General features: G+C 59.9%; 22 protein-coding genes and 1 tRNA gene. 13 read left to right on the top strand and 10 right to left on the bottom strand.

Annotated features, from left to right (window positions below; all coding sequences use genetic code 11):
* The first annotated feature begins 163 nt into the window (after positions 1 to 163).
* Positions 164 to 236: transfer RNA gene (locus ACIQH5_RS13185), tRNA-Thr, on the top strand.
* Positions 237 to 391: 155 nt separating this feature from the next.
* On the opposite strand, the gene ACIQH5_RS13180 is transcribed toward ACIQH5_RS13185, so the two are convergent.
* Complete coding sequence (locus tag ACIQH5_RS13180; protein WP_400403916.1) at positions 392 to 1312, bottom strand: LysR family transcriptional regulator; 921 nt, start codon at positions 1310 to 1312, stop codon at positions 392 to 394.
* A gap of 130 nt (positions 1313 to 1442) precedes the next feature.
* On the opposite strand from ACIQH5_RS13180, the gene ACIQH5_RS13175 reads away from it, so the two are divergent.
* Together ACIQH5_RS13175 and ACIQH5_RS13170 are read left to right on the top strand one after the other, a co-directional pair.
* Positions 1443 to 2144 carry a type 1 glutamine amidotransferase domain-containing protein gene (locus tag ACIQH5_RS13175; protein WP_400403914.1) on the top strand — a complete coding sequence of 234 codons (702 nt, stop codon included), beginning with the start codon at positions 1443 to 1445 and terminating at the stop codon, positions 2142 to 2144.
* 120 nt (positions 2145 to 2264) lie between these two features.
* Positions 2265 to 4118, top strand: coding sequence for a helix-turn-helix domain-containing protein (locus ACIQH5_RS13170; protein ID WP_400403911.1), 1854 nt, complete (start codon positions 2265 to 2267; stop codon positions 4116 to 4118).
* 24 nt (positions 4119 to 4142) lie between these two features.
* Here the strand turns inward: ACIQH5_RS13170 and ACIQH5_RS13165 are convergent, their stop codons facing one another.
* Entirely contained in the window at positions 4143 to 4589 is a 447-nt protein-coding gene (locus ACIQH5_RS13165) for a MarR family winged helix-turn-helix transcriptional regulator (RefSeq protein ID WP_400403908.1), read from the bottom strand.
* 146 nt (positions 4590 to 4735) lie between these two features.
* Between ACIQH5_RS13165 and ACIQH5_RS13160 the strand changes: the two genes are divergently transcribed.
* Both ACIQH5_RS13160 and ACIQH5_RS13155 read left to right on the top strand, forming a co-directional pair.
* Positions 4736 to 5959, top strand: a complete 1224-nt coding sequence (locus tag ACIQH5_RS13160) for an MFS transporter (protein WP_400403906.1) — start codon at positions 4736 to 4738, stop codon at positions 5957 to 5959.
* 25 nt (positions 5960 to 5984) lie between these two features.
* Positions 5985 to 6950: an LLM class oxidoreductase gene (locus ACIQH5_RS13155; protein WP_400403903.1), complete on the top strand. Its 966-nt coding sequence runs from the start codon at positions 5985 to 5987 to the stop codon at positions 6948 to 6950.
* On the opposite strand, the gene ACIQH5_RS13150 is transcribed toward ACIQH5_RS13155, so the two are convergent.
* A complete protein-coding gene (locus tag ACIQH5_RS13150) occupies positions 6947 to 7741 on the bottom strand; it encodes an SDR family NAD(P)-dependent oxidoreductase (RefSeq protein ID WP_400403900.1) in 795 nt (264 codons plus the stop codon). The genes ACIQH5_RS13155 and ACIQH5_RS13150 overlap by 4 nt on opposite strands.
* 141 nt (positions 7742 to 7882) lie before the next feature.
* On the opposite strand from ACIQH5_RS13150, the gene ACIQH5_RS13145 reads away from it, so the two are divergent.
* Positions 7883 to 8668, top strand: coding sequence for an SDR family NAD(P)-dependent oxidoreductase (locus tag ACIQH5_RS13145; RefSeq protein ID WP_400403897.1), 786 nt, complete (start codon positions 7883 to 7885; stop codon positions 8666 to 8668).
* A gap of 167 nt (positions 8669 to 8835) precedes the next feature.
* Here ACIQH5_RS13145 and ACIQH5_RS13140 read toward each other — a convergent pair whose 3' ends face one another.
* From ACIQH5_RS13140 to ACIQH5_RS13115, 6 genes are all read right to left on the bottom strand, one after another.
* Positions 8836 to 9870 carry an ABC transporter permease gene (locus tag ACIQH5_RS13140; RefSeq protein ID WP_400403894.1) on the bottom strand — a complete coding sequence of 345 codons (1035 nt, stop codon included), beginning with the start codon at positions 9868 to 9870 and terminating at the stop codon, positions 8836 to 8838.
* A gap of 35 nt (positions 9871 to 9905) precedes the next feature.
* Positions 9906 to 11435, bottom strand: a complete 1530-nt coding sequence (locus tag ACIQH5_RS13135) for a sugar ABC transporter ATP-binding protein (protein WP_400403891.1) — start codon at positions 11433 to 11435, stop codon at positions 9906 to 9908.
* A gap of 61 nt (positions 11436 to 11496) precedes the next feature.
* Positions 11497 to 12531: a substrate-binding domain-containing protein gene (locus ACIQH5_RS13130; protein WP_400403888.1), complete on the bottom strand. Its 1035-nt coding sequence runs from the start codon at positions 12529 to 12531 to the stop codon at positions 11497 to 11499.
* A gap of 224 nt (positions 12532 to 12755) precedes the next feature.
* On the bottom strand, positions 12756 to 13532 hold the full coding sequence (locus ACIQH5_RS13125) for an SDR family oxidoreductase (RefSeq protein ID WP_400403886.1): 777 nt from the start codon (positions 13530 to 13532) through the stop codon (positions 12756 to 12758).
* Between the two features lies 1 nt (position 13533).
* Positions 13534 to 13932, bottom strand: a complete 399-nt coding sequence (locus ACIQH5_RS13120) for a NifU family protein (protein WP_400404002.1) — start codon at positions 13930 to 13932, stop codon at positions 13534 to 13536.
* A 2-nt stretch (positions 13933 to 13934) separates the two neighbouring features.
* A complete protein-coding gene (locus ACIQH5_RS13115; RefSeq protein WP_400403883.1) occupies positions 13935 to 14942 on the bottom strand; it encodes an amidohydrolase family protein in 1008 nt (335 codons plus the stop codon).
* Between the two features lie 172 nt (positions 14943 to 15114).
* Here ACIQH5_RS13115 and ACIQH5_RS13110 point away from each other — a divergent pair, with 172 nt between their 5' ends.
* From ACIQH5_RS13110 to ACIQH5_RS13080, 7 genes are all read left to right on the top strand, one after another.
* Positions 15115 to 16080 carry a LysR family transcriptional regulator gene (locus tag ACIQH5_RS13110; RefSeq protein WP_250819557.1) on the top strand — a complete coding sequence of 322 codons (966 nt, stop codon included), beginning with the start codon at positions 15115 to 15117 and terminating at the stop codon, positions 16078 to 16080.
* Between the two features lie 125 nt (positions 16081 to 16205).
* Positions 16206 to 17093 carry an NAD-dependent epimerase/dehydratase family protein gene (locus tag ACIQH5_RS13105; RefSeq protein ID WP_400403881.1) on the top strand — a complete coding sequence of 296 codons (888 nt, stop codon included), beginning with the start codon at positions 16206 to 16208 and terminating at the stop codon, positions 17091 to 17093.
* Between the two features lie 272 nt (positions 17094 to 17365).
* On the top strand, positions 17366 to 18160 hold the full coding sequence (locus ACIQH5_RS13100; RefSeq protein ID WP_400403879.1) for an SDR family NAD(P)-dependent oxidoreductase: 795 nt from the start codon (positions 17366 to 17368) through the stop codon (positions 18158 to 18160).
* A gap of 32 nt (positions 18161 to 18192) precedes the next feature.
* Positions 18193 to 18642 carry a hypothetical protein gene (locus ACIQH5_RS13095; protein ID WP_250819560.1) on the top strand — a complete coding sequence of 150 codons (450 nt, stop codon included), beginning with the start codon at positions 18193 to 18195 and terminating at the stop codon, positions 18640 to 18642.
* A gap of 15 nt (positions 18643 to 18657) precedes the next feature.
* Entirely contained in the window at positions 18658 to 18996 is a 339-nt protein-coding gene (locus ACIQH5_RS13090; protein WP_400403876.1) for a Dabb family protein, read from the top strand.
* 40 nt (positions 18997 to 19036) lie between these two features.
* A complete protein-coding gene (locus ACIQH5_RS13085) occupies positions 19037 to 20002 on the top strand; it encodes an NAD-dependent epimerase/dehydratase family protein (RefSeq protein WP_400403874.1) in 966 nt (321 codons plus the stop codon).
* 126 nt (positions 20003 to 20128) lie between these two features.
* On the top strand, positions 20129 to 21205 hold the full coding sequence (locus tag ACIQH5_RS13080; RefSeq protein ID WP_400403871.1) for an SDR family oxidoreductase: 1077 nt from the start codon (positions 20129 to 20131) through the stop codon (positions 21203 to 21205).
* Between the two features lie 85 nt (positions 21206 to 21290).
* Here the strand turns inward: ACIQH5_RS13080 and ACIQH5_RS13075 are convergent, their stop codons facing one another.
* Complete coding sequence (locus ACIQH5_RS13075) at positions 21291 to 22343, bottom strand: 1-phosphofructokinase family hexose kinase (RefSeq protein WP_250819564.1); 1053 nt, start codon at positions 22341 to 22343, stop codon at positions 21291 to 21293.
* Between the last annotated feature and the right edge of the window lie 12 nt (positions 22344 to 22355).

Here is a 22355-nt window from a genome sequence, read left to right as displayed (position 1 = left end):
TCCCCAGCTTCCGGCCACCGGGAAACCACCGCCTGAACCCGGCCCGACGCGTGGGTGAACATCCCCGCAACGGCCGCCGTCGGCCTCGTTTTGACCCGGGTGCGGTGCCTCTATTACAGTTATGTCTTGCGTGATCGCCCGGGAAACCGGTGATGAACGCGGTGCTTCCTTAGCTCAGTCGGTAGAGCGTTTCACTCGTAATGAAAAGGTCATCAGTTCGATTCTGATAGGAAGCTCGGTCAAGAACCCCTGGAAATCAAGGATTTCCGGGGGTTCTTGTTTTCTTTTTGACAAGACTCGACCACCTGTGAATGCTGCCGGATTCTTCGGATATCCAAGGCGCATGGCGGGCAACTTCCTATTGCACCCAACCAAGATGGTGGCCTGACTGTCACGGCGTTGTTGGACTGTTACCAGAGGTCTGACTTAGGCGCTCGATAGCGGATGCGAGGGAGCGCAACGGATGGTTGCGATTGAGGTCGCCGGTTCGGGTCGCCAGATACACAGTGTTCAGCGGCGCAAACTCGGGGGTGTGCAAGGTCACGAGTTTCCCTGCGACGAGGTCTTCTTGCACCAAATAGCTGGGCAACACGGACATTCCGGCTCCAGCCAGAACGGCTGCGCGCACCCCGCGAAGATCGGGAACGATGCAGTTGCTCCTGAGATCATCAGGACGTCGGTGGAAGACGGTCCGCCAGTAACGGCGAACGATCGGCAGGTTCTCGGCGTAGGCAACCACAGGAATACGTGCCAGTTCTGCCTCCACAGGCTCGTCACCCGGGAGGCTGGTTTGCCAGGACGGCGCTGCCACCAGTACAAATTCTTCGTCGAAGAGGGGCGATGCCGTAACACCCTGGACCCGGGGACGGACTGCGCTGACCACCAGATCCAGGTGGCCGGCGCGCAACTGCTCAAGCAAGTCATCAACCAGGCCAAAGCGAATCCTTAGCCTGACTCCAATGGTTTGGGTGAGCTCCGGGGTTCCCGGCAAAAGCATGGCCGTGAGGAACTCTGCCGGACCGCCTAAGTGAAGAGACTCATCTGCTCCTGAAACGTTGGACATAAAGGCGAGATCGTCCAAGGCGTCGATGTGCGGGCCAATGTCACGCGCCAATTCGTCGGCTTTAGGAGTCGGGGTGACGCCCACGGGGCTCCGCTCAAAGAGCCGCAAGCCAAGATTCAGTTCCAGGGAGTGGACATGTGTGGAGGCTGTTGGCTGCGAAATACCCAGCATTCTTGCGGCTTCGGTCAGCGACCCCACACGGTAAACCGTGAGGAAGGTCCGTAAGTGTTCCATGTTGTGAGTGGCCATCGGTGCAATCCTCGCATGGGCACGCCCAAAGAATTCCTATGGGGGCCACAGTATTATCTATGCCAATACCACAGTCGCGAGGAGCACCATCGAATAGCGAACCGCTTTACCTTCTCCCGAAAGGAACCTCATGTCCCGCATTCTTATGGTTGTTTCAGCAGCCGATTCTCTAGAACTCGCTGACGGCACCCTCCACCCCACGGGCGTATGGGCCGAGGAACTCGTAGTGGCCCATAAAGCCCTCAAAGCCTCCGGCGCAGCCATCACCATCGCCAGCCCGGGCGGAAAGAAATCAACAGTGGACCCTGGCTCGTTGAACCCGGACATCGTCGGCGACGAGGAAAAGGTTGAGGAGTTCAAGCAGTACATCGGGGAAATAGCAGACGAACTCGAAACCCCCAACTCCCTCGGCTCCGTCAATGTGGCCGAGTTCGACGCCGTCGTCCTGCCGGGCGGGCACGGTCCCATGGCCGATCTTGCCACGGACGCCCAGCTCGGTGCCTTGCTCGTAGCGGCGGACCAAAGCGGAAAAATCATCGCTCCCTTCTGCCACGGCCCCGCGGGCTTGCTCAGTGCTATTGCCCCGGACGGCAGCTTCGCTTTCGCTGGCCGTGAGCTGACGGTATTCACAGACGAGGAAGAGCTCGCCGGCGGCACCGGCGAGAAAACCCCCTGGCTGGTCGCCACCACGCTCGCCGAGCGGGGCGCGATCGTGAAGGCGGGCCCTGCATGGAGCAGCTACGTGGTCCGCGACGGCAACCTCATTAGCGGTCAGAACCCGCAGTCCAGCGAGGCTGTGGCGGCCGCCGTCGTCTCCGCACTCACCGAGTAAACTCAGCCGCTAAGAACCGCCAACGACGGCGACCCGTCCGGACCGGTGTTAACCGCGGCGCGGAGGCGTCGCCGTCGTTTAGCTCTATCCTCCCTATCCAACAATGGCAATACTAAGACTGTGAAAGAGCGGTCAGATCGAGCGTCCGAACGCCTCCGGAACTGGCTGAAGGCGCTCGGATCCATAGGTTCTGCAGTGAACCAGGGAGTATCCGTTGACGAGCTTCTGTCCATGGTGGCCAGAACCGCCAGCGAATTGATGAGTTACGATTTTTCCTCGGTGACAGTCCCCGATGCCACAGGTACGGTCCTGCAGATCCGAGGTTCCTACGGCCTCTCCGATGAGTACATCCGGGACGTCAACTCACTCCACCCGATCCGCTTGCGAGGCACGTCCTTGCGCTCCCCGTCCAGCCAGGCCTTTGCTATGGGCATCCCCATCCAAATCCAGGATGCCGGCACCGATCCGTCCATTGGCCCATGGGCCCCGGCAGCGCTGGAGCAAGGCTACACGTCGATGATCGCTATCCCGCTCAACGCCCCGGGCGGCACCTTGGGGATCCTCAATTGCTTCACACGGCGGGCCCATTACTTCGACGCCGACGAAGTTTCGCTGCTTGCGGTCCTGGCAGACCAAGCTGCAATCGCCATCAACACCGCCCGGCTTCGCGCCGAACAAGCCAGCACCATTACTAAACTGAATGCGCTGAATCAGACGTTGGAGGAACAATATGAGCTCCAACGACAAGTTGCCGACGTTCACCACCGGCTTACGTCATTGGCTCTCAACGGAGGTGGCTTGGATGACATAGGAACAGCGCTCTCGGCGCTGCTTTCACGCGCTGTGGTGATTCGAAGCGGCCACAAAACGGTGAAGTGTGGCTCCTCTTTTGGGTCGGACATGCAGTTGGAAGCGCTGATGCATGAGGCAACCCAAGGCGTTAAACATCGCGTAAAAGCCGGCACAGGCCTTTCCAACGTAATGCTGTCCCTCGGTGATGGGTCACGAGCCTCTGCCGTTCGTGCTGCAGTGGTGGTCAAGGAAGAAGTCGTAGCCTGGATGTGGACTATCGGCAGCGTAGAAGAATTCACCCCGGTGAACCTGAGAGCGATCGAGCACGCAGCCACAGTTCTTGCCTTGGAACTCCTCAGCGCCCGAAGCGCCGCCGAAGCGGCTTGGCACGAGGCGGGGGAAATCCTCAGGGAGATCCTTACCACCCGGGGTCCGCTGACAGCCTCACTCATCACACAGGCTGCGCGGATGGGGCACGATCTATCCCAACCGCATGCCCTCATCCTTTCGTCTGGAATCCCGAAGAACACCACTGGCCTGCAGGAGCGGGTCGCTGCCTCGGTTCACCACCGGGTGGAGTACACCGGTCCCCAACCGCTGCTGGGCTTTCACCAGGATTTTCTTGTCACGCTGTGGCCTTTAGGGGATAGCCCAGTGGAGTCCGTCCGCCCCGTCGCAGAAGGTTTGCGCCTCGTCCTGAGGGACGGCGGTGAGGGAATCGAGAGCTCTCTTTCGGTACTTACGGGGCCGATATCCGGCCTGCAAGGTTACCTCGAGGCGTTCTCCGTGGCCCGCGGTGCGGACCAATTGGCCCGGCTCAGGGGAATCGGCGGGCGAACCCTGCTCGTGTCCGATTTGGGGACGGCGGGGCTATTGCTTCAGGTGCCGGACTCCTCCAACGTTCGATCCTTTTGCGAGGAAGTCCTGGGGCCCTTACGCCGGCATGACTCGTCCCGACGGACAACACTGCTTCAGACGCTCAGGACCTTGATACGGAACAACATGGACGAAGGCGTGACAGCCGCACAGCTATCACTGGACATGGATGCGATCGCGAGGGACCGACGGTTGGTCGAGAAACTCCTGGGTGGGGAGCTGACGAATGTGGCAACCTTAACCCATCTCGCCACCGCTTTGGAGCTGGAGGATGTTCTAACCGCGCTTGATACAGGGGCACACTAAACCTGGTCCCACGAGAGTCACTGGTCACACGAAGGATACTTGCGGCAAAGTGCGCACCAGGGGTGCCAGTTCAGCAATTCCTTCGGCCTCCGTCAGGGCCTGTTCCAGGGCGCCGTCATGCACGGGCCGGGCTGAAGCGAGCAATTCGCTCCCTTCGCTTGTGAGCTCGGTGTAGATGCCGCGCCTGTCATCGGCGCAGAGGATCCGCCGCAATAGTCCGCGCTGCTCAAGCCTGTTCACCAGGCGCGTCGTTGCGCTGGGAGAGAGAGCCGTGGCCCGCGCCAGCTGCTGCATGCGCATGTGCCATCCGTCTTGCCGGCCCAAAGCGTCCAGGACGGTGTACTCAACCACGGACAGGTCCGCCGTAGTTTGGAGGGCTTGTTCAAGCGCTCCTTCAATCAGCCCATGGAGGGCAGTCAACGTTCTCCAGCCTTGGGCGCGCACCTCTACGGCGTCGTCTTTGATGCTCATGGTTGTTCCTTTCGAGACGGCGGTGACGCCCAAATAGAGATAGTTGCTTGCGCGCTATATTTTCGTGTGCAATGATTTATCCAGCGCCTGCAACTAACAGCTTACGCGCACTATCCTCTTCAGTACAGTATTTTTGGGAGATTGTTATGCCTATCGGACTAATCGCTTTGGCCTTGGGAGGCTTTGGCATCGGGCTTACAGAGTTCGTCATCATGGGGCTTCTACCCGAAGTTTCCTCTGATTTCAGCGTGAGCGAGGCGACCGCCGGCTGGCTGATCTCGGGTTACGCCCTCGCCGTGGTGGTGGGCGCATTACTTCTGACCCTGGCGATGTCGCGCATGGACAGGAAAACGGCCCTTGCCATACTCCTGGGTGTCTTCATCGTAGGAAACGTCTTATCGGCGTTCGCTCCGGACTATAGGACCATGATGGCGGGCCGGATCATTGCCGCGTTGGCACACGGAGCGTTCTTTGGCATCGGTTCCGTCGTCGCGGCCGGCATGGTGGACCGCACCAAGAAGGCCGCTGCTATTGCCATAATGTTTACCGGCCTCACCGCCGCCAACGTCCTTGGAGTGCCGTTCGGCACCATGCTGGGACAAGCAGCAGGCTGGCGCTCCACTTTCTGGGCCATCAGCGTGATCGGCATCTTGGCTCTCGTGGGAATCCTTACCTTGGTCCCCCGTCCCAAGGACGCCGACTCCACTGAGTCCACGAGCCTTCGCAGCGAGCTCATGGCGTTCAAGTCGGGGCAGGTTTGGCTGTCCATTGCCGTCACCGTCCTGGGATACGGCGGAATGTTTGGAGCCTTTACCTACATTGCCTTCACGCTGACCGAGGTCTCGCACTTCCCGGCCGCCACCGTCCCCTGGTTGTTAATCCTCTTCGGTGTGGGACTCTTCGTGGGAAACGCCCTTGGAGGAAAGGCTGCTGACCGAAACGTGGACCGGACTTTGCTGGTGATACTTTCCGTGCTGCTTGTGGTCCTGGTGGCGTTTGCCCTGACCGCGGACAACCAGCCTCTTGCCATCGTGTCCTTGGTACTCATGGGCGGATTCGGCTTTGCTACCGTCCCAGGTCTGCAAATGCGCGTCATGGCCTATGCCAAGAGTGCCCCCACCCTGGCATCCGGGGCAAACATTGGCGCATTCAACGTGGGCAACGCTTTGGGAGCCTGGCTGGGCGGCGTCACCATCACCGCGGGCCTCGGCTATACCTCCCCTATTTGGGCAGGCGCGGGGATCACGCTACTTGGGCTCATCGTCATGGTGTTCGCTGCGACAGCCGCCCGACGCGCCGCCCGGCGAGTGGCACAATCCCCCGCAGAACAGCAAACAACCAAGCAGCACCTCGCGGGATCCCAGCTCTAGCCCTCCCCCGTATCGAGAGATGATCATGACCTTGGAAACAGCCCCCCTCACTGCTCCTTTGCCCGCCCTTGATGCCCTCTGCCGGAACGGCGCCGGCTTGAGTATCGGCGTCGAGTTCCCTCTGGACAACGACTTTGCCCGGCATGGTCGGCCAGGGTCCACCGGACAGTTCGGCATTCCGGACCTGACCCACCAGCGCCGCAGGGCCGAACTGGCGGACCGGCTGGGCTTTAAGGCCCTATGGCTGCGCGATGTTCCCCTGTGGGTTCCGGCCTTTGGGGACGCCGGTCAGGTGTTTGACCCGTTCCCGGATCTGGGGTACCTGGCGGGGGTCACGGATTCGATCCTGCTGGGAACAGCCGCGGTGGTCTTGCCTCTGCGCAATCCGCTGCACGTGGCCAAGATGGCCGCCTCCATTGATCAGCTGTCCCGAGGCCGCCTCATACTCGGAGTTGCCTCAGGCGACCGGCCCAACGAATATCCAGCGTTCGACGCCGATTTCGACTCCCGCGGGGAGCTGTTCCGTTCGTCAGTAAACGCCATCCGGACGGCCTGGCGGGAGAGTTTGGGACCGGAGGACACCGTGAAGGTCCTGCCCCCGCCCGCCCAGGACGCCATTCCATTGGTAGCAGTGGGACGCGCACAACAAACCACTGACTGGATCGCCTCCACCATGGACGGCTACATGACCTACCACCGTCCCGGGCCCCTGATGCAACCAGTCGTGAACCGGTGGAACCACGCAGTCCCGGACGGCCAGCACAAGCCCTTGCTGACAACCATGCTGCTTGACTTGGTGGAGGATTCCCGGGCGCCCGCCGAACCGATCCGGTTTGGCGCCCGCCTGGGTCGCAACTCCCTTGCCCGGTACCTCGAGGAGCTGGAGGCATCCGGCGTCGGGCATGTGGCGCTGAATTTCAGACCCAGCCAGCGCCCCGTCGAAGACGCGCTGGAGGAAGTTGCGAAGCACGTCCTGCCGGCTTTTTCCTAGGGGAAGATCGAGTCGACATATCCACCGTCTACCCTCAAGGCGCCTCCCGTGGTGGCCGAGGCCTGAGGCGAGCTGAGGTAGACCACCATATTGGCAATCTCCAGCGGGTCGATGAGCCGTTTGATCAGGGAGGCCGAGCGCTCGGTGGACATGAATTTCTCCTCGGCTTCATCCCAGGGCATATCCGTGCCAAACTTCTCTCCGATGAAGCGGACGGCGCCATCGGTCTTTGTGGGCCCTGCGATCACCGAATTCACCGTCACGCCGGAGCCCGCGGCAACCTTGGCGTAGCCCCTAGCTGCGGCCACCAGGGCAGTTTTGGAAACGCCATAGTGCAGCATGTCATGCGGCACGGAGATGGCTGCATCGCTGGCGAGGTAGAGAACCCTCCCCCATTTTTGGCGCATCATGGCTGGCAGGAGGGCCCGCGTCAGCCGAACAGCGGAAAGGAGGTTGACGTCCAGGTACTCTTGCCAGTCCTCGTCCGTAATATCCAAGGCATCCTTCGACTCGTAGATACCGAGGTTGTTCACCAGGATGTCCACTCCTTCTACCTCGCTGGCGAGCGCCGCAACCCCCTGCTTGGTGCCGAGGTCCCCAGCTACGGTCCTGGGCTTGCGGACACCAGCGACAGCCGAGATGTCGGCAGCGGCGCTGTCCAGCGAATCCTGGCTGCGACCGCTGAGCACCACCGTCGCTCCGGCCTTGGTCAGCTCCTTGGCGATGGCCAAGCCAATACCTTGGGAAGAGCCTGTAACCAAGGCTGTCTTACCGGTGAGATCTATCTTCATGGTGAATGGAATCCCTTCGAAACGACTGTCGAGTGAAGTACTCTGTTTTCTATGCTACGGACAAAATGTCCGCATTGCGATAGATGCGTCGCTGATTTCTTTGGCGTTCAGGCGCAGGGCTTGATGAAAGTGGAGTAGGAAATGGATCAGAATCGATTCCTGGGAAAAACAGTCATGGTCACGGGCGCTGGGTCCGGTTTGGGCGCTGCTGTCTTCAAGAGGTTCCTCCTTGAAGGAGCAAACGTAATCGGCGTGGACCTCAGCGCAGAATCAATGGAGCGGTTCCGTGAGCGGAACTCCGTCCTGTCCGGTCAAATGACGCTCAAAGTTGCCGACGTTGGTGACTCCGATGCCATCGAAGCAATCATCAATGAAAGCGTGGAAGAACTAGGCGCGTTGGATGTCTTGGTCAACAACGCTGGAATAGCTCCGACCGGGCCCGCAGCGGCTACATCGAACGAACTTTGGCGGTCCGTCATGAAGGTAAACGTGGATGGTTTGTTTTACGCAACACGGGCGGCGCTCCCGCACCTGATCCGGTCCCAAGGCAACATTGTCAATACCGCAAGCGTCTCGGGCATTGGCGCGGACTACAACTATGCCGCCTACGACGCCTCGAAGGGTGCTGTCATTAACTTCACGCGCAGCGTAGCGGTCGATTACGCCCAACGGGGTGTGCGCTGCAACGCCGTGGCACCCGGGCCAGTCCTCACGCCCTTGCTGCAGAAGAACCTCGACTCCATGGAGGGGCTGAAGGAGGCATTCGGACGCTCCATCCCCCTGGGCCGCATAGCGGCATCCGAAGAAATAGCACCGGTCTTTACCTTCTTGGCCTCGTCCGATGCCTCCTATGTCAACGGGCACATCCTCACCGCAGATGGTGGTGTGACGGCCTGGAACGGCCAGCCCAATCCCAACGACCTTTAGACAGGACCGCGTCTCCCGGAATCGCATCGGTTACTCCGAGACGGTTCCGGGGGTGGCACCTCTTTCCACCTCACTGCTGGCTAGGGACCCGACGCCCGGTCCGGGCGCCGGAACGAAAAGCTCCCTGCGCAATTCGCGCAGGGAGCTTCGCTGGGTCAATGCGTCCATCAAGTCCGTTTGAGAGGGAGATTGCCACGATCGCTGATGACTGCCAGCACAATAACCACTCCGATGACCACGGGCTGGAGATTCGGCGACACGTTCAACAGGGTAAGCCCGTTGTTGAGAACTCCGATGATGAGAAGACCTATAAACGTACTGAACATCGAGCCAACACCGCCTGACAGGCTGGCACCACCGATGACTACTGCCGCAATCACACTCAAGAGATCAGAAGCACTGCCAGCGGTTGGCTGGGCTGAATCCAGCCTAGCTCCCACAGCCAGGCCGGCCAACGCGGCCAGGAATCCGGCAATGACATAAACGCGTGCCTGGGCCAGCCTCACACTGATGCCGGAGAGGCGGGCGACCTCTTCATTGCCGCCAATGGCGTAGAGCTGCCTACCGGAGGGCCGGTACCGCAGCCAGAGTGCTGCGAGGACGAAGACCAGAAGCATCAGATACACCTGCAAAGGTATGCCCAGCAGTCTCGTCCGGGACAGGCCGAGGAACCACTCAGGGAAGCCGATAACCGGGTTCCCGTTGGTGATGTACAAAGCGAGTCCCGCCCCGGCAAACATGGTTGCTAACGTGGCGATGAATGGCTGGACGTGCCCGAAAGTCACTAAGAGTCCGTTTACCAGTCCGATGAAAGCCCCAAGAATGAGCCCGCAGACCATGGCGAGCCAAAAGGGCAAACCTATTTCCTTGTAAAGGAAAGCGGTGGCCATGAACGATAATGCCATCGTGGAGCCCACGGACAGGTCAATGCCTCCCAGGATAATGACCAGGGCCGCGCCTACGGCCATCATTCCGATGTAGGAAACCTGGCTGAGGACGTTGATGAGGTTGTTCGGCGTCAGGAAGTAGGGCGAGAGCAGGGACATTGCGATGCAGATGACCACGAGCCCTATCACCGGGCCCGGAATGTTCTTGGCGAGCTGCTTGATTCTCGTTTGCCACGGCTCCTGGCCAATACCTGAGCGGGTATTCGCCCTGGCGCCTGGCTCGACTTTAGGGCCGACGGTGTTTGTAGAAGGCACAGTCTTATCTTTCTTTTTTGAAGGGTATGGGTGCACTACGGCACTGAGAGTTCCATGACACGGTCAGGGAGGGCCTCGTCACGGCTGAGAATGCCGCGCTGCTGCCCCCCTGCCATGACGAGCACACGATGAGAGAGTCCGAGGACCTCTTCGAGCTCTGAGGAGACGACGATGATGGCTACCCCGTCGGCGGCCAGTTTGCGAACAATTTCATAGATTGCGGCCTTTGCGCCCACATCCACGCCACGTGTGGGCTCGTCAAGGATGAGGACCTTTGGTTTCCGCACTAGCCACTTCGCCAGGAGGACTTTCTGCTGGTTTCCTCCGGAGAGGAAAAGGACAGGAATGTCCAGGTTCCCGCGGATGTCCAACTCCTGTGCCTGTGCGCGCTCGACGCGCTTCACGGTCCTACTGGACACGAAACCACTGGTGGTCAGCGTCTTTTCCCACGGCAGGACCATGTTCTCGCCTCCGCTTCTGCCCAGGTTCAACCCCTGGCCTTTGCGGTCCTCGGGAACCATGAAAATGCCTTGTCGAATGGCACTGGCAACGTTGCTGATCTTCACCTCTTTGCCGTCGACGGCGATCGTGCCGGCGTCCGCACGATCGGCACCGGCAAGGGTCCGGACAACTTCGGTGCGGCCTGCTCCTACAAGACCAGACATCCCAAGAATCTCCCCCTTGCGCACAGAGAAGGAGATATCGCTGAACGCTCCGTGGCGAGCCAAGTTCTTGACCTCCAGCACGACATCCGGCTCAGCGGGTTGAGGGGCCTCGTGTGCGTACACGAACTCGCGGCCCACCATGGCGCGGATCATCTGGTCCTTGCTGACATCGCCTGTGTCCCAGGCCATCGCCCTGTGCCCGTCGCGGAGGCAAAGAATTTCGTCAGCTATAGCCGAGATTTCGTCCAAGCGATGGCTGATGTAAATGACGCCCGCACCCCGGTCACGAAGGACCCTGATTTGGTCGAGAACCTTCTCGGTTTCCTCCTGCCCCAAAGAAGCTGACGGTTCGTCAAAGATCACGTATGACGGGTCCCGCAGGATGGCTTTTGCGATCTCTATTTCCTGCTGCGCGGCCATCGAGAGTCCAGCTACGGGCCGCCGCGGATTGATCTTGGCTCCTAAAACGGCCAGGGCCGCCTCGGCCTGCTCAGCCATGGAGGCAGTGTCCACGCGGCCCCGCTTCTTCGGCCATCGCCCCAGGAACATGTTTTCGGCAACGCTGAGCCGCGGGACCATCTTGATTTCCTGATGAATAATGGCCACGCCGCTGTTCAGCGCAGAAGCCGGACCCGTCGGGGCGTAGGGAAGTCCATTCAGGAACATCTCTCCAGCATCCGGTGACTTGATGCCCGCCAGTATGGAGCTGAGGGTGGATTTACCTGCGCCGTTTTCCCCGATGAATCCAAGAACCGTGCCTGCTCTCAGGGTGATGTCCACTCCATGCAGCACAGTGTTGCCGCCGTACTGTTTCGTGAGGCCTGTGCCCCGGAGTGCCTTGGGCTCCTCGGTCAGCGATCCTCCATTGAGAGGTACCGGTCCCGTGCTGAGGATTGACATGTTTTCCTTCTTAGTTTGGGTAGCTCCGGCCCGCCCGCGCTGCGGGCAGGCCGGACTTCTGCTATTTCGCGGGGCCGTAGTATCCGGCGGAACGAGCCTCTTCAAGGTTTTCCTTGGTAACCAGGACCGTGGGCTGCAGCTGTTCTTTCTCAATGGACCCGGCCTCACCGTTCATGGCTTTAATGGCCGTGCGGACAGCAAGCTCACCCATTTGATACGGCTCCTGCGACATCGTGGCCAAAACCTGACCGGACTCGATGGCGTCGTAAACCTGCGGGAAGCCGTCCACGCTGACGATCTTGAGGTTGGAGCGGCCGGCTTGGGCTGCCGCCTTAGCCGCACCGAGGGCCATTCCATCGTTCTGGGCGAAGATTGCCTGCAGCTCAGGATTGGCAGTCAGCACGTCTTGTGCCACGTTGTAGGCCTTGTTTTCGTCCCAGTCAGCGTTGGTGGTGGAGACCACTTTGATGTCTGGATTCTTCTCAAGAATGCTTGCGCATCCCTTGGAACGCTCAATTTCAGTGGAGGAACCGAGGACACCCTTGATGATGGCGAGGTTGCCCTTGCCGCCCATCTGCTTGGCCAGGTAGTCACACAGCTCAGTGGATGCCTTGACGCTATCGCTGCCGATGAATGTGGTGACATCGCCTTGAGGGCGCTGGTCGATGGCAATGACGGGGATGTTGGCGCCCTTTGCCTCAGCCACTCCCGCTGCGCCGGCTGTTGCATCCTGCATGGCGAAGATAACTGCGCCGACTTGCTGCGTCACCAGGTTCTGGACCTGGTTGACCTGCTGCGACGAATTGCCATTCGCGTTGAGGACCACAAGCTCGTAGCCTTCATCGGCAGCAGCCTTCTTCATGCCGTCAACGGCTGCAACATAAAAGAGGGAATGAAATTCAGGCATGGAAACACCGATTGTCTTCTTGCCCGACCCGCCTGCGTTGGCGGCGTTGTCCGCACTGCAACCAGTCAGCGCCAAGGCGGCTGTGGCGAGCATGGCCAGGGCGACGCCCAGTGGGCGGCGGGAACGCGGCTTCCTCTGCTGTCCAACCTGGGCTGGTTCTGTTTGCGCTGAGCGGCTTGATTCGTTCATCACGATGGGCCTTACCTCTCTGTAAGAAAATCTCGAACGGTGATGAGTGTTGGGGTGTGGCTCTTCGCAGGGTGGGTGTGTAGCGGGTTGTACCGCGGTGCCGGCGATTAGGCCGGGAACCTGCGAAGATATTTCCAGTCTGTGAGGACCGTCACGATAAGTCCAAGTCAAAGATGCTTGGGTGCCGATAACCGTGGGTTATCGATCCTTCGGCGTTACAGTGCTCACCAAGCGGTGAAGCCGCCATCCACGACGAGGTCCGCGCCCGTGCAAAAACTGGCGGCAGGAGACAGGAGAAACAGTGCTGGCCCTGCCATCTCAAAAGGATCCGCAGGGCGGCCCAGCGGCGTGTTCCGAGTTACGGCTTCGTCCAAAATGCTCGCCACTTCGGCGCGATCGTTCATAGGCGTTCGCGTGAAACCCGGAGAGATGGAGTTGACGCGTATGCGGTACGGCGCCCATTCGGTGGCCAGCGATTTCGACAAGTGCGCAACAGCGGCCTTGGAACTGTTGTAGTGAGACTGCAACATCTCCCGGTGGGAAACGATCCCGGAGATGGAGGCCAGATTCACGATTGCACCCCCTCCGTTCTGCCTCATGGCCCGAGCTTGCGCCTGGCAGCTGAGGAAGACCCCGGTGACATTCACACGAAAGACGCGCTCGAACTGCTCCGTGGTCATATCCTCCGCTGGGACCGCACCGGCTATTCCAGCGGAATTCACTGCCGTGGTCAGGGGCCCCAATGAGCCCTCGGTCCGTCGCACGGCAGCCTCCATCTGCTCAGCACTGGTTACGTCGGCAGCGATAAACTCAGCGTTTCTTCCCTCAGCTTCGATTGCCTCCAATGTTGCCGAAGGATCGCTGGAAGGCAGGTCAACCAAGGCCACATGACTGCCCATCTCCGCCAGGGCGATGGCGATGGCACTACCTATGCCGGACGCCCCACCCGTCACCATCGCGACGCCGTTGTCGAGCCTGAACGAGAGCTTGCCATGGCTCATATCAATGTCCTCCCGCCTCGGCGACTGCCTCCGGCCGGCAGTCAGCGGGCTGCTTGCTGCCTAGGGAAATGGACTGCCTTGAGGCCGGCTGGGCCGGTCTGTAGTGCGCCGGGCCTCCGAGTGTGGCGGCGATGCGATCCAGGGCACGCCGCGATGCATGGACTTGCGAAGACTTGACGTCCTTGACGCCGTCCACCTGCATCAGGCGGGAGCGGACCAGACCGGCAAACGTCACCGAGATTGCCGGGCATGAGTGGCAGGCGTTGTGGAAAGCAACCGTGACCACACCGTCCTCAACACCCTCGATTGTCAGGTCGCCTGAGTGGCCCTTAAGCAAGGGACGAATATAGGAGAGCGCCTCCTGAAGATCCTCGTCAAAGGGGCCAATGTTCTCGGTCATGGTCACAGCAACCCCAGCTCCTTCTTCTTGAGTTCAAGATCAATCCCAAGTCCCCGGGCGAAATTCAGGCCAAAGACCTGCTCTTTGATCTCAGGGGTCAGCTCCGGGTATCCGTATTTGTCCTGGAGTTCTTCAGGCATCTCGAGGGTGGCCCAAGTGTCGATGTACGTTTGCATGTGAGGCCACAGAAACCCCTCTGATCCATAGCAAAGCTTGTCCGCGCCGACGAAGAGCAACGTCTGGCCGAGGCGGTGCAGCATGGGGTAGGGCTGGAGGTAGTACTGGTTATGCCACAGCGGAAGCATCAGGTAGATGTTGGGAAAGCGCGACGCGATGCTGACAAGTTCATCAACGTACGGATCGCCAAGGTGGTGGATACCAAAGTTCAATTCCGGGAAATCATAGGCCGCCATTTGTATGTCGTTAGGTCGGAATGCTTCCACTGGCTGCATACCCAAGGGGTATCCCTTGTGAAACTGAACCATCTTAATTCCGAGCTCAATGGCCTTCTCCCATAGTGGGTAGGCGATCTCCTTGTCATCTGCTCGCCAGTGATGGTTCTCGTCGTGATACTGGTAGAACTTGAAGCTGACAGCTCCCCATTCCTTGACCTGTCGCTCCATCTCTTCCAAAGCGAAATCCAGCCCCTGCCACACAGGGTCAACGCCACCTGTGAAGTAAAACCGGGAAGGGTTGGAAGCGGCCAGCTGATAGTTCAATTCCGCTGGTCCCAAAGAGTTCTGCCACTGCCCGAAGAGCGGAACAGTGCACACCATGGCAATATCTGTGTCCGACTCCTCAAAAAGCGTCTTGTTCGCCCAGTCAACGTCCACTGGATCGTAGAAGTCGGGCTTGTCGGCCGGGCCCTTGGTTGCCATGAGCTTGTTGAACTGCCCCTGATTACTGCGGTGGGCTCGGACCTGGCGGCCGTCCCCGCCGGGCCGCACCTGCCGGTCGGTGAAGTCCTGGGTGTGAACCACGCAGTCGAAGACGAACATACCGTTTTTCATCGTTTTCCCTCCAAGGATTAATGCAGAGCTGCAGCGAAGGCGACACTCGGCATTCGGGCGTTTGAACTGCGGACGCCAAGCCGCTCGTGATCTGATGCCTCCAGCTTGTGGCGCGGCGCACAGGAAAGTCCAAGAGCTATTTCCAGCCGATCGCATAACCTATGCTTATAAGGTGACGTTGAGACAGATGGAGTACCTACTGGTAGTAGCCGAAGAGGGATCCTTTACGCGCGCCGCTGAACTCCTTCGCGTTTCACAGCCGGGCCTCAGTCAACAGATCCGTGCACTTGAGCGCGCGGCTGGTGGAGAACTTATCGAGCGGACCACCGGAACTGTGCGGCTGACGCCCGCTGGCAGGGCCTATGCAGAGCATGCACGAATTGCATTGAAGGCGGCCGAGGACGCCAGGAAGGCCGCCCGCGAGGTCCTAAGTGGAGAAGCGGGAGAACTGGTCATCGCCACGGTACTTTCGATCGCCGCCGGAATCCTCCCGCCGTCCCTGCTCCGTTGGCACACGGACAACCCCAAGATCCCGGTCACCCTATTGGAATACGCCCACAGGAGAACACTGGAAGAGTCGGTGGCCTCCGGTGCCGGCGATCTTGCCGTCGGGCCCACACCAAAGCAGTGGAGTGGCCCCGTGGTCGACCTCGGACATGAAATCTTTGTGCTGTACCTGGCTCCGGATGACCCCATCCTGAAGGAGGTCCAGCCATACGAAGGCAAAGTGCCCCAGGGTGCGCCACAGTCACGGGGAGTCCTCCCGGTGAGCGCCCTCCATACCCACTCGTGGATCACTTTCGAGGGAAACCACGGATTGGGCGAATTCATCCGTGAATACATGCAATCGGCCAACGTGACTCCAAACTTCGTGTTCCACACAGGTCAAATAGACAGCGCTGTGAAGCTTGCCGGCGCGGGTGCGGGCGTTGCCCTGCTCCCGGCAAACGCCCTGCCCCTGGACGGACCTGGCGTGGCTGTGGAGCCTTTTCCAGCTCTTACCCGCGATCTTGCTGTGTACAGCCGCACTAAGCTGTCGCCCACGGCCAAGAGATACGTGGAACTTCTGCAGAAACTTCCCGCCGTTCTTGAGCCGCCCGAAAGTCACCACCGCAAACAGAACCACTCACAGCCATAACCAACGCTCATGGGTGCCAAAACGGAGTTCTATTAGAGGCCCGGCACTTACCATGAAACGATGTTGGCGAACGTACTGTGCAGGATCCGCAGCGTCTGCTAGACGTTCAGCCGAAGGGAACTAGAATGTCTGTACTCGTCACCGGATCAACCGGGTACGTCGGACTGGCCGTTGCGTTGCGACTCAAAGCGGCGGGCCACGAGACGTTCGGGCTCACCGACACCGTCACAGGCACAAAAGTCCTGGAGTCCAGGGGAATAACTCCCATCCTGGCCACTCTCGAAGACGGCGAAACTATCCGAAATGTGACCCAGCTGGTTAGTGCGGTGGTGGATGTGTCCGGTCACCTGCCAGCGGCCAAGCTATTCCTTGCCACCTTGGAGGGCACGGGCAAGCGGTACATCCGAAACAGCACCTCGAGAGTCTACGTCGACGCCTCACTCGGTTCGCTAGGCAAGATTGTGCACAAGGAGCGAAAGGCCGTATCTCCCATTCGCGGGCTGGCTGAAATTCTCGAAACGGATGCCCAGGTCCAGCAGGCTGCGGAAAGAGGCATTCACACCGCTGTCTTGCGGCCCGCAATTCCCTACGGAGAAGCCAGTGGACCGGTGATCGGTGGGCTGATTAGGCGCGCAATCAATGCGGGGCGAAGCCTCTACGTTGGCCCAGGCGCCAACAGGCAATCTCATGTGTACCTCGCGGACCTCGCGGAGTCGTTTGTCTTGGCGGTGGAGAAAGCGCCATCCGGAAGCCTGTACAACATTGCTGCCGGCGAATCCTCCGTTGCCGATATTGCTCAGGACATCGCCGCAATCTTGGGGTACCCGGGTGCAGAGTCGTGCACCATGGACGCTGCCTATGAGGCTTACGGCGTGAAATTCGTCGATGGCGTCCTGGCCAGCAACTGCCGGATTGATGCCACCAAGGCGAGAATCGAGCTTGGATGGCTGCCCAAGGGGCCCGGCCTACAGGACGAACTCCGCGAAGGCTCTTACGCCCTGATGTGGTCCTGACCCGCCCGGGTCAAGCGCCGAAAACCGGCCAACAAGAGCCATAAGCAGCGCTTTGGTCAGGCATTGCATTCTGGTCTTGGACGCCCCGCCTGGCTTCGTGGAACCATTGAGGCAAGCCCCGTCGAGGCCTCAGGATTCACCACCACCCACCAGCGCAAAATCACTCCGCCAATTCCTGACCCTCGAACCCGAGACCCGCAGCCACTAGGCAGCTAGGCTCGGTGTCCTCTGCGAATATCTGATTTGCATGAACAGAGGAAGGCATACGGATCATGAACAGAATCTTCAGTGGCAAGACTGTCCTCATTACAGGTGCCAGCCAAGGAATCGGGCTCGCCGCCGCCGAACATTTCCTCAAGGAAGGAGCGAACGTTGTTGGAATCAGCCGAGAACCAGCGGAAACGGAAATCACCACCAGCACGAATGCCGACCATTTCCTCCATATCTCCGCGGACCTGTCTCTTCCCGGGACCCCTGGGGTCGCAGTCCGCCAGGCCCTGCAACGCTTTGGCGGGATCGACGTCCTGGTCAACAATGCAGGGGCCGTAGCCGTCCGGCAGGGCTTCCTTGATGTCACCGATGAAATGTGGGAATCCACAATGGAGCTCAACTTCATGGGCTACGTCAGAATGTGCCGGGAGGTTCTTCCTCACATGCTTGAAACCGGTTCAGGATCAATCATCCATGTGGGCTCGGAAGCAGGACGAACTCCGCTGGTAGATGCTCCGGACTACAGCGTTTCAAAGGCGGCAATTTTGTCCTTGTCCAAGCTCTTGTCCCGGGAATTCGGGCCGAAAGGAATTCGGTCCAATGTTGTTGCTCCCGCACATATTTACACACCCATGTGGGATAGGCCCGGAGGTTTTCTTGACTCCCAAGCACGCAAATTCGATGTGCCACGGGATGAAGCAATCGAGGCCTTCGTGGAGGATTCAGGGCTTCCGATGGGAAGACTGGGGACAGCCGACGACGTCGCTCCAGTAATCCTCTTCCTCGCCTCACCGGCCGCAGGCTTCATCACCGGGGCCGAATACACCGTCAACGGAGGCGTCACGACGTTTATCTGATCCTCCCTCGCCAGCTACCAAGAGGACACATCGTGACTACCCAGGAAAGCCAAGCCACCATTCCGCACGGAAGCCAGCGGGCAGGGACCGTGGTAGCCCGGAGCTTCCATGACTGGCCCGCCGAAGTTCTCCAAGACTTTCGTGACAACGCCTACAACTTCGCGGTGGGACAGCGCATACTCTCCGAAACGGAGGACGTCAGGGTGTGGGAGATCAGGCTGGACCCCGGCCATAGGCTCCCCGCTCACCGCCACGTCCTGGACTATTTCTGGACCGCTGTCAGCGCCGGACACAGTAGGCAGCACGAAGACGATGGAACCACCAGAGAGGTGGGCTACGCCGTGGGTGATACCCGTCATTTTCGCTTCGGACGCGGAGAATACCTACTTCACGATCTGGAAAACATCGGGGAATCTCAACTGGTCTTCGTCACCGTTGAGCACAAATCCAATATCGAACAACTAAAACAACAACAGAGATAGGGCGCAGGAAACACGATGTTCTACCAACTTGTCAGCTTCACTTTCCCCGAGGACATCAGAAACGAGGCACGATCCAGTTTCGAGGACGCTTTGCGGGCGCTTCCCGGGAAGATCCCGGAACTGGAAGAGGTACGAGTCATCCGCGCCTACGATGACCTCAACGTCACCGGTTATGTGTCCGTGTTCGATTCGGAAGATGGATACCAACGGTATCTGGAACACCCCGACCACGCACCGATTGGGGTCTTGGCCGAAAGCGTCTGCTCAGACATTCGCCGCCTCCTCCTGGACGATGACCGTCCCAGCATCCTGGCCCCAGGGCAGCAGCAAGACCCGCTAAGCCACTTGGCCTAAGTACTCCCGCAGAGAAATCACGCAAACAATAAGGAAAACCATGCATATCTTCGTCACTGGTGCCACCGGATACATCGGACAGGCCGTTTCCCAGCGGCTCCTCCAGTCCGGCCACGTCGTTAGCGGTCTCGTCCGGAGCGAAAGCGGTGCCAAGGCGCTGCGCGCCCGCGGGATCACCCCTGTACTCGGAGGGCTCGATGACTCTTCAGTCCTTCGGGAAGCAGCCTTGGCTGCAGATGCAGTTATTGATACGGCAACAGCCGATCATGCTGAATCCACCCAGGTGTTCCTCACAGCGTTGGAGGGAACCGGAAAGAAATTCATCCGCACCAGCGGAACGGGTATCTACACGGACTTGGCACAGGGCGAGCTCAACCCAACGATCTTTACCGAGGAGGTCCAGCACTCCCCCGCTGAGATTGTCGCAACGCGCTATGCCACGGACCTTGCGGTGATCGACGCCGCCAGCAGGGGTATCCACACTGTGGTTCTGCGTCCCTCCATGATCTTCGGCGATGGCGCCAGCGAACAGCTGCCATTGCTGATCCGCCAGGCCATTACGTCAGGGCGCAGCCTGTACGTCGGCCGAGGTGACAACCGTTGGTCCAACGTGTATATCGCCGACCTCGCGGAAGCCTACTTCCTGGCCTTGCACAAGGCTCCAGCCGGCAGCGCCTACAACCTGGCGGCTGGCGAAGCCCGCATGGGCGACATCGCAGAGAGAATAGCCGGGTTGGTCGGGCTGCAGACCGCTGAATCTTGCACGCCGGAGGTCGCGTACGAGGCTTTGGGCCAGCGCTGGGTGGACGTGGCAATTTCCAGCAACAGCCGCGTTGACTCTGCGAAGGCTCGCACAGAGCTGGGCTGGAGTCCCGCAGGACCTGACCTGCTGGACGATCTTGGATCCGGCTCCTACAAGCGGATCTGGGCTTACAAGGGAGACCCGCATGACCACGTCCAAGCCGTGGCGAGCGACGATGCCCTCGAAGGTGCCGACTCCCACTAAGTGCGAAAGCGGCGTCGAACGCCACAATAACAACGCGCACACTGCGCGTGTATAACGGTTTGGGCCGGGCCATTGGCCCGGCCCAAACCATTTTCAGATGTAAGCAGAGAACCGGGATGGAATGTGATGGAAGAAGTTCGGAACGTGGGGCACGGTCGAGTCATGGTGGTCGGAGCGCATGGAGTCATAGGGCGCGCCGCAGCTCTGCAGCTCGCGGACGCGGGCTGGGACGTGGTGACCGTTGCCAGGCGTGGGCCTTTGGAGGAATTGAAAGCACGGAGCAATGTCCGGCACGTGAGCGTGGACCTACTGGATCAGGACGCGGTGAAGGAGCGTTTCGCGTCCCTGACGGCGGTCACACACGTGGTCTACGCCGCCTACCTCGACATGCCGATGCGGGCAGCCGTGGCGCCCAACACCGCCATGCTGGTGAACACGCTTGATGCCCTTCAGTCCCTAGGGGGCAACCTCACCAGAGTGGTCATGGTGGGAGGCGGAAAGTCCTATGGGGAACACTTGGGCCACTACAAAACGCCCGCGAAAGAATCGGATGCACGTTTCCTGGGGCCCATTTTCTACAACAACCAAGAGGATGAACTGAAGCAGCGCGCTCTCGACCGGAAATTCTCCTGGACGGTCCTGCGTCCCGATGGGGTATTCGGTTTCAGTGCGGGATCTCCCATGAACATCGTCAACGGATTGGCCGTTTTCGCCGCAGTCAGTAAGGAACAGGGTGTTCCGCCGCGTTTCCCCGGCCTCCCCGGAACGTGGAATGCCCTGCATCAAGCCACAGATTCGGCTCTGCTGGCACGCGCCATTTCCTGGGCGCTGACCGCTGACAGTGCACACGCAGAAATCTTCAACGTAACCAACGGCGATAATTTCCGTTGGAGCCAGCTTTGGGTCGACCTAGCCGAGTTCTTCGACATGCCGACGGCGGAACCCCAGCCGGTGCCGCTGCTTGAGCAAATGAGCGATAAGGAAGACCTCTGGCAAACCATGGTCACCCAGTACGGACTGCGTCCAACCCCATGGGCCACCATTGCCTCATGGCCATTTGTCGAAGGCTGGCTGGCTTCCGACTTTGACATGGTGCAAAGCACCATCAAGATCCGCCAGGCCGGTTTCCACGACTGCATCGACTCCCACCAGAGCCTCCTGAACCACTTGAACTTCCTGCGCAACAACCGCTACATTCCGTAGGCACTATCCGCGGCCAAAAGAAGCCAGGGCCCGTGGTTGCGAGACGCGGGCCCTGGCGGATTGTGGATAGTAAGTAGTGGCGAACTTACCGGGACAGAAGGTAGTCGGGGTCCGGGGCGGAAACCGAGATTCCCTCCGGAGAGAAAACTACTCGGGGGAGGATGGTGGTTGGTTCCTGGACGGCGAGCGCGCCCCAGGCAACCGCCCGGGCCAGTGCCTCACGAACCACCTCATGCGTGAAGGGGGCGGCCGAGGCGTGAGGCAACGCGCTGAGATATCCGGCCAAGGCAGCGTCGCCCGCCCCGGTGGTGTTGAGGACTTTAGCGGAGGGTCCCCGCGCCCAGAGGACCTCGTGCTCGTTCACTTCAACGAGTCCGTCACTGCCCAGGCTGGCCAAGACCGTCCGAACTCCCCTTTTCCGGAGCAGGTTCGCTGCGTAGACCACATCCCGCATGGTCCTCAGCTGCGTTCCGGTGATATCTGCGAGTTCCTCCTTGTTTGGTTTCACCAGGTCCACCGGATTTGCTGAGGACGCCCACGCTCTGAGAGTTTCGCCTGACGTGTCCAGGCAGGTTGAGGCACCAGCCCGGCGTGCCGCCCGAAAGAGGTCACCGGGATCGACTTCACGGCCCGTGGTGGTGTCCGCCGGCAGGGATCCTCCGAGGACGAGCCAGTCTGCTTTGACTCGTTCGACTTCGTGAAGTGTTGCCGCGCACAGTTGCTGCCACTTTGCAGTGGACAGAGGTGCGGCACTCTCATTGAAGTTCGTGGTCGCGCCGTCCGTGTCAACAATTATCGCGTTCACCCGTGTGGGCGCAGTGACCTCCACGGTCTTGAAGACTTTCTTACGAACGCTTTCGCTGCCCTCGGCCAGTTCAAGGTCCTCGGCGTTGATGGGCACTACAGCGGTGGCGACATTCCCAGCGAGGCTAAGGGCGCGTGCAACATTGATGCCCTTGCCTGCGAGGTACGTTTCCACCCTGGTGGCCCTGTTGACGTGGCCCTCGACCATTCGATCAAGAAAGTAGACCCTGTCTATCGCAGGGGCGGGAGTGAGGGTGACGATACGCGACAAAGATGATAGCGCGGTCTGCTTCACTGTTTCACGTGGGCCCAGGGTCTGGAGTGGCTTGGACATAATGGCCTTCAT

It is taken from the genome of Paenarthrobacter sp. NPDC091711 (assembly GCF_044756605.1).
Lineage (GTDB): Bacteria > Actinomycetota > Actinomycetes > Actinomycetales > Micrococcaceae > Arthrobacter.
Note: the sequence above shows the minus strand (reverse complement) of the source record. Positions and strands in the feature narration are given on the sequence as shown.